The organism is Pseudomonas sp. 2,4-D, assembly GCF_030418155.1.
Lineage (GTDB): Bacteria > Pseudomonadota > Gammaproteobacteria > Pseudomonadales > Pseudomonadaceae > Aquipseudomonas > Aquipseudomonas alloputida.
In genome coordinates this window covers 63,799-76,041 of sequence record NZ_JAUHUI010000028.1, presented here as the reverse complement: position 1 = coordinate 76,041, position 12,243 = coordinate 63,799, and the positions used below count along the sequence as shown (strand labels likewise).

8 protein-coding genes are annotated in these 12,243 nt (G+C 63.7%); 5 read left to right on the top strand and 3 right to left on the bottom strand.

The window, feature by feature from the left end:
- The first annotated feature begins 349 nt into the window (after positions 1-349).
- Positions 350-1,723, top strand: coding sequence for a DNA recombination protein RmuC (rmuC, locus tag QYE47_RS18925; RefSeq protein ID WP_162470269.1), 1,374 nt, complete (start codon positions 350-352; stop codon positions 1,721-1,723).
- On the opposite strand, the gene QYE47_RS18920 is transcribed toward rmuC, so the two are convergent.
- Complete coding sequence (locus QYE47_RS18920) at positions 1,695-5,174, bottom strand: PAS domain-containing hybrid sensor histidine kinase/response regulator (protein ID WP_070384233.1); 3,480 nt, start codon at positions 5,172-5,174, stop codon at positions 1,695-1,697. The genes rmuC and QYE47_RS18920 overlap by 29 nt on opposite strands.
- Before the next feature lie 126 nt (positions 5,175-5,300).
- Entirely contained in the window at positions 5,301-6,479 is a 1,179-nt protein-coding gene (locus tag QYE47_RS18915; protein ID WP_010952748.1) for an MFS transporter, read from the bottom strand.
- A gap of 231 nt (positions 6,480-6,710) precedes the next feature.
- Here QYE47_RS18915 and QYE47_RS18910 point away from each other — a divergent pair, with 231 nt between their 5' ends.
- The 4 genes from QYE47_RS18910 (at position 6,711) to QYE47_RS18895 (ending at position 11,705) form a co-directional block, all read left to right on the top strand.
- Entirely contained in the window at positions 6,711-7,442 is a 732-nt protein-coding gene (locus QYE47_RS18910; protein WP_020189988.1) for a GntR family transcriptional regulator, read from the top strand.
- 95 nt (positions 7,443-7,537) lie between these two features.
- Positions 7,538-8,812 (top strand): MFS transporter, encoded by a 1,275-nt coding sequence (locus QYE47_RS18905; protein WP_004575314.1) that lies wholly within the window; start codon positions 7,538-7,540, stop codon positions 8,810-8,812.
- Positions 8,813-8,836: 24 nt separating this feature from the next.
- Positions 8,837-9,670, top strand: a complete 834-nt coding sequence (locus QYE47_RS18900) for an amidohydrolase (RefSeq protein ID WP_070384232.1) — start codon at positions 8,837-8,839, stop codon at positions 9,668-9,670.
- 157 nt (positions 9,671-9,827) lie between these two features.
- The gene (locus QYE47_RS18895) at positions 9,828-11,705 is read left to right on the top strand and encodes an MFS transporter (protein ID WP_019436769.1); all 1,878 of its coding nucleotides are present in this window, start codon (positions 9,828-9,830) and stop codon (positions 11,703-11,705) included.
- Between the two features lie 3 nt (positions 11,706-11,708).
- Here the strand turns inward: QYE47_RS18895 and sugE are convergent, their stop codons facing one another.
- Complete coding sequence (sugE, locus tag QYE47_RS18890) at positions 11,709-12,026, bottom strand: quaternary ammonium compound efflux SMR transporter SugE (RefSeq protein ID WP_010952753.1); 318 nt, start codon at positions 12,024-12,026, stop codon at positions 11,709-11,711.
- Positions 12,027-12,243 lie beyond the last annotated feature (217 nt).

Sequence of the window (12,243 nt, the reverse complement as noted above, 5' to 3'; positions counted from 1 at the left end):
AGGAGCGGGTTTACCCGCGAATACGGTAGCGGCGGCAACGGTGAACGGCGGGTGGGGATTGGCCAGCAGGGCCGGCCTCTTCGCGGGTGAACCCGCTCCTACGGGCGACCGTGCAGGCATTACCTTTGCCTTCAGGCTTGCGCAGCGGGCTTGCCCGCGAAGAGGCGGATGCGGGCAACACACCCATCAGGCTGATAAGCTGCACCCAATTTGCATCAGAGCGTTCGGGGTAAGCATGACAGTGGATCTGGCCAGCATTCTGCTGGGCTTGGTGGCAGGCGCAATACCCTGCCTGGTGTGGGTCATGCAGGTGCAGCGCCGCCAGGGCGCACGGCAAGGTGAGCAGGCCTTGCTCGAAGAGCGCCTCAACGCTGCCCAACTGACCCAGGCTGGCCTGCAGGCGCAACTGGACGCCAGTCGCGACGAGGTCAGCGACCTCAGTGAGGCCAACGCCGTCAAACAGGCCCAGCTGGCCGCCCAAGGCCGTGAGCTGGAGCTGCTGCAGATCGAGCGCGACAATGCCCGTGACGCCGCCCACGCCTGGAGCCTTGAGCGCGCCAACCGCGAAGCCGAACTGCGTCGCCTGGAAGCGCAAACCGCGCGCCTGGACGCAGAGCTGCGTGAACAGCAGGAAAGTCACCAGCAACGTCTGGAAGACCTGCAGGAGGCCCGTGACACCTTGCGCGCCCAGTTCGCCGACATGGCCACCAAGATCTTCGACGAACGCGAGCAGCGCTTTGCCCAGACCAGCCAGCAGCACCTTGGCCAGTTGCTCGACCCGCTCAAGGAGCGCATCCAGGCCTTCGAAAAACGCGTGGAGGAAAGCTACCAACAAGAGGCCCGCGAGCGCTTCTCGCTGGGCAAGGAGCTGGAGCGCCTGCAACAGCTCAACCTGCGCTTGTCCGACGAAGCCACCAACCTTACCCAGGCCTTGAAGGGCCAGAAGACACAGGGTAACTGGGGTGAGCTCATTCTCGAACGTGTGCTGGAACATGCCGGCCTGGAAAAGGGCCGCGAATACCAGACCCAGGTCAGCCTGAAAAGCGCCGATGGTGAGCGTTTCCAGCCGGATGTGCTGATCATGCTGCCCGGCGACAAGCAGGTGGTGGTGGACGCCAAGGTCAGCCTCACTGCGTACCAGCAGTTCGTTGCCGGCAACGACGAAGCTGCGCTCAAGCAGCATGTGCAGTCGCTGCGCAGCCACGTCAAAGGCTTGTCGAGCAAGGACTACAGCCGCCTTGAAGGCCTGCACAGCCTGGATTTCGTGTTGTTGTTCGTGCCCATCGAAGCGGCCTTTTCGGCGGCCCTGCAGGCCGAGCCGAACCTGTTCCAGGAGGCCTTCGACCGGCAGATCGTGATTGTCAGCCCTACCACGTTGCTGGCGACCTTGCGGGTGATCGACAGCCTGTGGAAGCAGGAGCGTCAAGGGCAGAACGCCCGCGAAATTGCCGAGCGTGCCGGCTGGCTCTACGACAAGTTCGTGCTGTTCATCCAGGACCTTGACGAGCTGGGCAGCCGCTTGCAGCAGGTAGACAAGGCTTATGCCGCCGCGCGCAACAAGCTGTGCGAAGGGCGTGGCAACCTGGTCAGCCGCAGCGAGCAGCTTAAGCTGCTGGGCGCCCGTGCCAGCAAGAGCTTGCCGGCAGACCTGCTGGAGCGGGCGCTGTCTGACGAGGCGCTGCCCGAGGTAGCGGTTACTGAGCCAGGCTCAGATGGCGATTGAGCAGGGCGCGCAAGGCCGCCGGCTTGACCGGTTTGGCCAGGTAGTCCAGCCCTGATGCATGTACCAGGGCGATGGTTTCCTTGCTGCCGTCGGCGCTGATCACTACACCGGGTACCGGCTCACCCAGCCGTGCTCGAAGCCAGCCCATCAGCCCGGTACCGGTCTCGCCGTCGTCCAGGTGGTAGTCCACCAATGCCAGGTGCGGGCGCATGCCTTTGGCCAGCAGGGCTTCGCATTCGGCCTGGTTGCGCGCGGTCCATACCTGGCAACCCCAGCGGCTCAGCAGGCTGTTCATGCCGATCAGGATGCTGTCTTCGTTGTCCACGCAAAGCACTTGCAGCCCAGCCAGTGGCTGGCCGCCCTGTTGTTCTACAGGCGCGCTTGGTGCCGCGGTGGCCTGGTGCGCAATCGGCACGCTGACGCGGAACACCGTGCCCTTGCCTGGCCATGAGCGCACTTCCAGCGGATGCCCCAGCACCCGGCACAGACCGTCTGCGATGGCCAGGCCCAGTCCTAGCCCCTTCTCGGCACGGGTCTGGTGGCTGTCCAGGCGCTTGAACTCCTGAAAGATCACTTGCAGCTTGTCGTCAGCAATGCCTGGGCCTCGGTCCCAGACCTCCAGCCACAGGCGCTCGCCCTGTCGGCGCGCGCCTAGCAGGATCGGGCTCTTGCCGTAGCGCAGGGCATTGGTGAGGAAGTTCTGCAGCACCCGGCGTAGCAGTTTCATGTCGCTGTCCACCCGCAGGCGGCTGCCGCGCAGGCGGAACGCCAGGCCCTTCTCGGCAGCCAGCAACTTGAACTCGGCGCCCAGGGTGTCGAACAGCTCGTTGAGGGCGAAGGGTTTGGCATCCGGGGTGATCTTGCCGTTTTCCAGGCGCGAGATGTCCAGCAGGTCGCTGATCAGCTCTTCAGCCGAGCGCAGCGAGCTGTCCATGTGCTGTACCAACTGCCGGGCCTCTTCGTTCATGCCCTCGGCCTGTTGCGACAAGGCGGCAGAGAAAAGCCGTGCGGCGTTCAACGGTTGCATCAGGTCATGGCTGACGGCGGCCAGGAAGCGGGTCTTGGACTTGCTCACCGCTTCGGCCTGGCTCTTGGCTTCGGACAGCGCCTGGTTCAACTGCGACAGTTCGTGGGTGCGCTCCGCCACGCGTTGCTCAAGGCGTTCGTTGGCATCGCGCAGGGCCTGCTCGGCCTCTCGGAACGGGGTGATGTCGGTGAAGCTCATGACAAAGCCGCCGCCTGGCATCGGGTTGCCGATCAGCTCGATCACCCGGCCATTGGGGAACAGCCGCTCGGAGGAGTGCGCGCGGCCCTGGCGCATCCAGTGCAGCCGCCGCGCCACATGCACCTGCGCCTCGCCGGGGCCGCACAGGCCGCGTTCGGCGTTGTAGCGGATGATGTCGGCAATCGGTCGCCCTACGCTGATCAGCCCGTCCGGGTAGTTGAACAGTTCAAGATAGCGGCGGTTCCAGGCCACCAGGTGCAGGTTCTGGTCGACCACGCTGATGCCTTGGTTGATGTTCTCGATGGCGCCTTGCAGCAGGGCGCGGTTGAACTGCAGCACCTCACTGGCTTCGTCAGCAATGCGCACCACGTCTTCCAGTTGCATGTCGCGGCCTTCGATGGCCGCCTTGACCACCGCGCGGGTCGACGAGGTACCGAGCACCCCGGCCAGCAGGCGCTCGGTGTGCTCGATCCAGTCGCCATCGGCGTTCTGGTTAGGGTTGAAGCCCTTGCCCTGGCGGTAGGCAAAGCGGATGAAGCTCTGCCGTGCGCGCTCTTCCCCGACAAAGCGCGATGCCAGGGTCAGCAGGTCGTCGATCTGCACCGCCAGCAGCGGCTTGCTGCTGGGCCGCGCGCTGGTCTGCTGGCCAATGAACCGGCCGGCCTGCCAGTGCTCGGAAACCCGTGTGCGCGACAGCACCGAAACCCAGGCGAACAGGGTGAAGTTGCCCGCCAGTGACAGCACCACACCTTGGGTCAGTGGACTGATCGGCAGGTTCAGCGGGTTGCCGTGCAGCCACGCCAGGCCGGGGAACAACTGCAACGACCAGCCCAGGCTGTGCGCGGCGATCGGCAGCACCAAGGTGTAGAACCACAGGAAGATGCCAGCGGCCAGGCCGGCGAACACACCGCGACGGTTGGCCTGCTTCCAGTACAGCGCGCCAAGCATGGCTGGGGTGAGCTGGGTCACAGCGGCAAAGGCGATCTGGCCGATGGTCGCCAGGCTGGCGGTGGAACCCAGCAGGCGGTAGCTGACATAGGCCAGCAGCAAGATCACCACGATGGTTACCCGGCGTACCGAAAGCATCCAGTGGCGGAACGCTTCGAAAGGCCGCTCGGCGTTGTTGCGGCGCAGCAGCCAGGGCAGCAGCATGTCGTTGGACACCATGGTCGACAGCGCCACGGCCTCGACGATCACCATGCCGGTGGCCGCCGAGGCACCGCCGATGAACGCCAGCAGGGCAAGGCTCGGGTGCGCCTCGGCCAGCGGCAGGCTGATGACGAACGAGTCGGAGATCACCGTGCCGGGCAGCAGCATCTGCCCGGCCAGGGCAATCGGCACCACGAACAGCGCGGCCAGTGCCAGGTACATCGGGAATACCCAGCGCGCCAGGCGCAAGTCCTGCGGTTCGATGTTCTCCACCACGGTAACGTGGAACTGCCGGGGCAGGCAGATGATTGCCATCATTGCCACGGCGGTTTGCACCACCATGGACGGCCAATTGATGGTTTCTTTCCAATAGTCCTGCAAGTGAATCGACTGGCGGGCCTGGCTGAACAGGTCGTCGAAACCGTCATACAGGTTGAAGACGATGAAGATGCCCACGGCAAGGAACGCCAGCAGTTTGATCAGCGATTCGAAGGCAATCGCCAGGACCATGCCGCGGTGGTGCTCGGTCACATCCAGGCTGCGGGTACCGAAGACGATGGCGAACAGCGCCAGTACCAGCGATATCACCAGCGCGGTGTCCTGCACGCGGGTGCCGGTGGCGTCGGCGTTGGCGCCGATCAGCAGGTTCACGCCCAGTACGATGCCCTTGAGCTGCAAGGCGATGTACGGCAGCACGCCGACCAGGCAGATCAGTGCCACCACCACTGCCAGGGTCTGCGACTTGCCGTAGCGCGCGGCAATGAAGTCGGCGATCGAGGTAATGTTCTGCTGCTTGCTGATCAGCACCATCTTCTGCAGCACCCAAGGGGCGAAGATCAGCAGCAGTACCGGGCCTAGGTAGATTGGCAGGAACGCCCAAAGCTGTTCGGCGGCCTGGCCGACCGCGCCGAAGAAGGTCCAGCTGGTGCAGTACACGGCCAGCGACAGGCTGTACACCCAGGCACGCAGCTTTGGCGGCAATGGCGTGCTGCGGCGGTCGCCATAGAAGGCGATGGCGAACATGATGGCCATATAGGCCAGGGCGACCACGGCGATCAGCCCGCTGGACAACGACATGAAGACTCCGAAGCAAAAAGGTAACGCGGTCCCGATCAATCAGTCTGGCACGCAAGTGCCGCTTCGTCAGCGCAGACGATGGTTGTAGGAGCGGGTTCAGCCGCGAATAGGCCGGAACAGGCAACATCAACCCCTGCGGGTACCCAACCAATAGAAAACCCCTGCCAGTATCACCGACAACACCAGCAGGTAGAAGACTGCCCCCGGCCACAGGTGTACCAGTGCAAACCCCACCATCACCGGCCCCAGCGCCGCCCCCAGGTTGGACAGGTTCTGCGCGCCGTAATACACCCCGCGCAAGTGCTCCGGTGCGATCAGGTCGATGAACATGTACTCGGCCGGGATCACGATGATTTCGCCCAGCGTGAACACCAGCATCGCCAGGCACCAGGCCAGTACCGAGCCTGCCAGCGCAAAACCCAGCAAGCCGGCGATGAACAGGCCCATGCCGGCCAACAGCCACGGCATCAGGCGCTGGCGGCTGATACGCCGGCCAATCAGGTACTGCAAGGCAATGACTGTCACGGCGTTGGTGGTGACCAGATAGCCGATCAGCCGTGCCGCTTCGGCCGGGTTGCTGGTGACCACCAGGTACTGGGACAGGTAGGCGGTGAACTGGCCGAACACCACCGCGCTCAGCACCCCACCCACGGTAAAGCACACCAGCCGGCGATCCCGCGCCAGCCCCAGCGCCACTTGGCCGAAGCCGGCTGCAGGCTTGTCCGGCGCGCTGGCCTGCAGGCTGCGATCACCCAGGCGCCAGTAAGCCAGGCACATGGCCAGGCCAAGCAGGGCAGAAGCGAGGAACGGCACATGGTCGTTCAGTTCAAGCATGGCCACGCCCAGCAACGGGCCGGCGGCGTAGCCGACGTTGCTGAGGGTGTACTTGATGGCGAATACCTCGGCCCGCTCATCCACCGGCAGTAACGCGCAGAAGCCCGCCTTGGCAGCGATGTCGACCACTGCCAGGGCCAGGTTGATCAGCACCAGACAAAAGAAGAACGGCAGCGCCGAACGGCTGGCGACCGCGCCGACGAAGGCCAGGGCGAATAGCAGGGTACTGGCGCTGACCAGCGTGTGGTTGCTCAAGGTGTCGACCAGATGGCCACCGTACAGACTCAACAGCGAGGCGACGATCAGTGCACCACCGATCAGCAGGCCGATCTGGCTGATCGGCAGCTGGAAATTGTCGGCCAGGTAAACCACCAGGTAGGGCAGGGTGAGGGCGCGGGCGACGGTAAGCGTGAAGGTGGTGGTGAGCAGCAGGCGAACGGTGTGCGGGTAGCGTTTTATGGCGGCGAGCATTGCCACGTCCTTGTTGTGCGGGTTTGCCGAGCACAAGCATAAGCCACATGCGGTCCTTGTAGCAGCACCGGCACCCTTACAGTGAATCCGGCGGCTTCACTGCCCTTCCCGACACAAGGCCGCTTCGCCTGCAGAAGGGCGACAGGCGGAGGATTGACAGCCCGTCAGGCTCAGGGAATACTCTCGAAAAATTCATATATATGTTTATATAACAAGACGAGAGCGAGACCCATGCACCCATTGACCGGTGATGCTCGACTGCCCCGCTACCAACAACTGCGAGACCACATGGTTGCGCAAATTGCCAACAACCGCTGGCGCCCGGGGGAAGCGATCCCGACCGAAGCAGCCTTGGCCACCGAGTTCGACCTGTCGATCGGTACCGTGCGTAAAGCCGTCGATGTCCTGGTGGCCGAAGGCGTGCTGGAGCGCCAGCAGGGCCGCGGCACCTTCATTCGCCGCCCACAGTTCCAGTCGTCGTTGTTCCGCTTCTTCCGTTTCGAGGCCGCCAATGGCGAGCGCATAGTGCCGGAAAGCCGCATTCTCTCCATCGAGTCGCTGCCGGCGCCTTCCGCGGTGGCCGAGGCATTGGGCCTGGCAGGGGAGGCAGAAGTGATCCGCATCATTCGCACACGTCTGCTCGGCGCCCAGCCGGTGCTGGCCGAAGAAATCTGGCTGCCGCGCCAAACCTTCCAGCCGCTGCTGGACGTGGATCTGAACAGCGAGGGCCCGCTGCTGTACCCGATCTACGAAGCGCTGTGCGGTCAGGTGGTCGCCTACGCCGAAGAAACCCTGACCGCCGAAGCGGTCGACGCGGTGCATGGCCGCTTGCTGCAACTGCCGGCCGACAGCCCGGTGGTCGTGATCGAGCGCCTGGCCCGCGATTACGCCGGCAAACCTCTGGAATGGCGCCGCTCGCGCGGCCATGCGCAGCACTTCCGCTACCGCATCGACATTCGTTAAACCGGTCGCTTCACCCTTTTACCTGTCTGCGCCGAGCTGCCACGGCGCAGTGGCTTCGCCTGCCCGTCACACCCACGACTAGAAGGATAACAATCATGTTCAGCTGGTATCGCGAGATCACCTCACGGGAACGCAAGACATTCTGGGCCTGTTTCGGCGGCTGGTCGCTCGATGCGCTGGAAGTGCAGATGTTCGGCCTGGCCATCCCCGCGCTGATCGCTGCGTTCTCCCTGACCAAGGGCGATGCCGGCCTGATCAGTGGCCTGACCCTGGTGACCTCGGCAATCGGCGGCTGGCTGGGTGGCACACTGTCCGACCGCTATGGCCGCGTGCGTACCCTGCAATGGATGATTCTCTGGTTTTCGTTCTTCACCTTCCTTTCGGCGTTCGTCACCGGCTTCTACCCGTTGCTGTTCGTCAAGGCCATGCAAGGCTTTGGCATCGGTGGCGAATGGGCAGCCGGCGCTGTGCTGATGGCCGAAACCATCAACCCGAAGTATCGCGGCAAGGTCATGGGCACGGTGCAGAGTGCCTGGGCTGTGGGGTGGGGCCTGGCGGTGGCATTGTTTACGCTGATCTACTCGCTGGTGCCGCAGGAGTTTGCCTGGCGGGTGATGTTCTTCGTCGGTCTGCTGCCGTCGCTGCTGATCATCTGGGTACGCCGCAACGTGCCCGAGCCGGACAGCTTCCAGCGCCTGCAGAAAGAAAAGGCCATCCCTTCCAGCTTCTTGCAGTCGATGGCTGGCATCTTCCGCCCTGAACTGTTGCGTGTGACCCTGCTGGGCGGCTTGCTCGGCCTGGGTGCCCACGGTGGCTACCACGCGGTGATGACCTGGTTGCCGACCTTCCTCAAGACAGAGCGCAACCTTTCGGTGCTGAACTCGGGCGGTTACCTGGCGGTGATCATCCTGGCCTTCTGGTGCGGCTGCGTGGTCAGCGGCCTGCTGATCGACCGTATTGGCAGGCGCAAGAACATCCTGCTGTTCGCCCTGTGCTGTGTACTGACCGTGCAGGCCTACGTGTTCTTCCCGCTGACCAATACCCAGATGCTGTTCCTCGGCTTCCCGCTGGGTTTTTTCGCCGCCGGCATCCCGGCCAGCCTGGGTGCGTTTTTCAATGAACTGTACCCGGCTGACGTGCGCGGCGCCGGGGTGGGCTTTTGCTACAACTTCGGTCGCGTGCTGTCGGCCGTGTTCCCGTTCCTGGTCGGGCACATGAGCGAGTCGATGTCGCTGGGCAGTGCCATCGGCATTGATGCCGGCATCGCCTATGGCGTTGCGGTGATCGCAGCCCTGTGCCTGCCCGAAACCCGTGGCCGCAACCTTGAATCTGCACCTGCGCCGGAAACGGCCGGTGCCGTCGCCAAGTAACCTGAACGTGTTTGTATGAGAACCATGCCCGACGCACCCGCTTTGCACCTGACTGCCATCGACAGCCACGCCCACGTGTTCAGCCGTGGGCTGAACCTGGCCAGCCAGCGGCGTTATGCGCCCAACTACGATGCGCCGCTGGGCGACTACTTGGGCCAACTGCGGGCCCATGGTTTCAGCCATGGCGTACTGGTCCAGCCCAGCTTCCTGGGTACCGACAACCGCTACCTGCTCAGCGCCTTGCAGACCGTGCCAGGGCAACTGCGCGGGGTGGTGATGCTGGAGCGGGATGTCGAGCGGGCGACCTTGACGGAAATGGCCCGGTTGGGAGTCAGGGGGGTACGTCTCAACCTCATGGGGCAAGACATGCCTGACCTGACCGGCGCGCAGTGGCGGCCCCTGCTGGAGCGCATCGGCGAGCAGGGTTGGCACGTGGAACTGCACCGTCAGGTGGCGGACATTCCAGTGCTGGTGCGGGCATTGCAGCCCTATGGGCTGGACATCGTGATTGACCATTTCGGCCGGCCAGATGCCCGCCTTGGCCTGAGCCAGCCGGGGTTTGCCGAACTGCTGACCCTGAGCGGTCGGGGCAAGGTGTGGGTGAAGGTGTCCGGCATCTACAGGCTGCAGGGCTCGCCGGAGGAGAACCTGGCATTCGCCCGTCAGGCGCTGTGCGCGCTGGAAGCCCATTACGGCGCAGAGCGGTTGATGTGGGGCAGTGACTGGCCGCATACCCAGCATGAGTCGGAGGTCAGTTTCGGCAGCGCTGTCGAACAGTTCGAGGCCTTGGGTTGTTCAGCGCAGTTGCGCCAGGCACTGTTGCTGGATACCGCGCGGGCGTTGTTTGGCTTCGAGTGACCTAGCGCCAGTGCTGCAACTGCCAGCAGGTCCTTGAACGCAAGCTTGCGTGGTCATGCCTGAGCCGGTGCTTGCCAGCCAGCGCATTTCCCATGCAGATTTGTGGCCCGGCGCGCTTGGCGAGCCTCCAATTGAAAAGCCCTCAGGACCAAGGACGATGAGTCACTCTTCGCAATTCACCTTGCTCGGCAAGCGGCGTTTCCTGCCGTTTTTCATCACTCAGTCGCTGGGTGCCTTCAACGACAACCTGTTCAAGCAGTCGCTGATCCTGGCGATTTTGTTCAAGCTCAGCCTGGGCGATGGTGACCGATCGATCTGGGTCAACTTGTGTGCCTTGCTGTTCATCCTGCCGTTTTTTCTGTTTTCGGCGCTGGGCGGGCAGTTTGGCGAGAAGTTCGCCAAGGATGCGCTGATCCGGGCAATCAAACTGGCCGAAATCGTGATCATGGCGATTGGTGCGCTGGGCTTTGTCACTGACCATCTGGGCCTGATGCTGGTGGCGCTGTTCGGTATGGGGACCCACTCGGCGCTGTTCGGCCCGGTGAAATATTCGATCCTGCCGCAGGCCCTGCGCGAGGAAGAGTTGGTGGGCGGTAATGGGCTGGTGGAAACCGGCACCTTCCTCGCCATCCTCGCCGGCACCATCGGCGCGGGGGTGATGATGTCGGCCGACAGCTACGCAACGGTGGTGGCCGGTGGCGTGGTCGGCACGGCGGTACTCGGCTACCTCGCCAGCCGCTGGATCCCTCGGGCGGCTGCCGCCTCGCCGCAAATGCCGCTGGACTGGAACATCTTCAAGCAGTCGTGGGTGATCTTGCGCATGGGCCTGGGCCAGTCGCCGGCGGTGTCGCGTTCGATCGTCGGCAACTCGTGGTTCTGGTTTGTCGGCGCCATCTACCTCACGCAGATCCCGGCCTATGCCAAGGATTGGCTGCACGGTGATGGCACGGTGGTGACCCTGGTGCTGACCCTGTTCTCGGTGGGCATTGCCCTCGGCTCGCTGCTGTGTGAACGGCTCAGTGGACGCAAGGTGGAAATCGGCCTGGTGCCGTTCGGCTCGTTCGGCCTGACCCTGTTCGGCCTGCTGTGGTGGTGGCACTCCGGTGATGTACCGACTGCAGCAGCGCCGCACGACTGGCTGGCATTGCTGGGCATGAGCCAGGCGTGGTGGATCTTGCTGTCGATCGTCGGCCTGGGTGTGTTCGGCGGCTTCTACATCGTGCCGCTGTATGCGTTGATCCAGGCCCGCACGGCCGAGGACGAGCGAGCCAGGGTGATCGCGGCCAACAACATCCTCAATGCCCTGTTCATGGTGGTGTCGGCGGTGCTCACCATCATCCTGCTAGGCGTGGCCAAGCTGAGCATCCCGCAGCTTTTCCTGGTGGTGTCGCTGCTCAATATCGCGGTCAACACCTATATCTTCAGGATCGTGCCCGAGTTCACCATGCGTTTCCTGATCTGGCTGCTCAGCCATTCGATGTACCGCGTGCAGCACCGAGACCTTGAGCGCATCCCAGACGAAGGTGCAGCGTTGCTGGTGTGCAACCACGTGTCGTTCGTCGATGCGTTGCTGCTGGGCGGGGCTATACGCCGGCCGATCCGCTTTGTCATGTACTACAAGATCTACAACCTGCCGGTACTCAACTTCGTGTTTCGCACTGCCGGTGCCATCCCGATTGCCGGGCGTAACGAAGACCAGGCGACTTACGAGCGGGCCTTCGCGCGGATTGCCGAGTACCTGGCTGATGGCGAGCTGGTGTGCATCTTCCCGGAAGGCAAGCTGACGGGCGATGGCGAAATCGATGTCTTCAAGGGAGGGGTCAGCCGCATCCTCGAAGAAACGCCGGTACCGGTGATTCCGCTGGCCTTGCAGGGGTTGTGGGGTAGCTTCTTCAGCCGTGACCCGGCCAAGGGCTTCTTCAAGCGCTTGTGGTCGAGGGTGACCATCGTGGCAGGCGCCGCCGTCCCGGTGGAGGCGGCGCAGCCCGAGGTGTTGCGCGAACAGGTCAGCCGCCTGCGCGGCCATCTGCGATAGGGGTTAGCTGGCGCTGACTTTCAGGCCGACAAGGCCGCAGACGATCAGCGCCACACTGACCAGCCGCACCAGGGCCATGGATTCGCCGAACAGAATGATCCCGGCGATGACCGTACCGACTGCGCCTACGCCGGTCCAGATGGCATAGGCGGTGCCCAGTGGCAACTCCTTCATGGCCAGGCCCAGCAGGCCCAGGCTGATGACCATGGCGCCGACGGTAAGGACAGTGGGTAGCGGTCGAGTGAAACCGTCGGTGTATTTGAGGCCGACGGCCCAGCCGACCTCGAACAGGCCGGCAAAAAACAGAATGATCCAGGACATGAGCGTGTCTCCATCGTTTGAATGATGGGGCCGTCCCCGGAGTGGTCACGCGGTGCGTCGTGAGGTCGTCCTCACAGTGGGCACCATGGTGCCTGGCTGCGGCCTTCCGGGCAAGTCCGCGCCTGCTGGCCAATTTCCACCCGCCGTTCACCGGTGCCGGCGCCACCGTATTCGCGGGTAAACCCGCTCCTACACAGATTGGTGGTGGACATACATC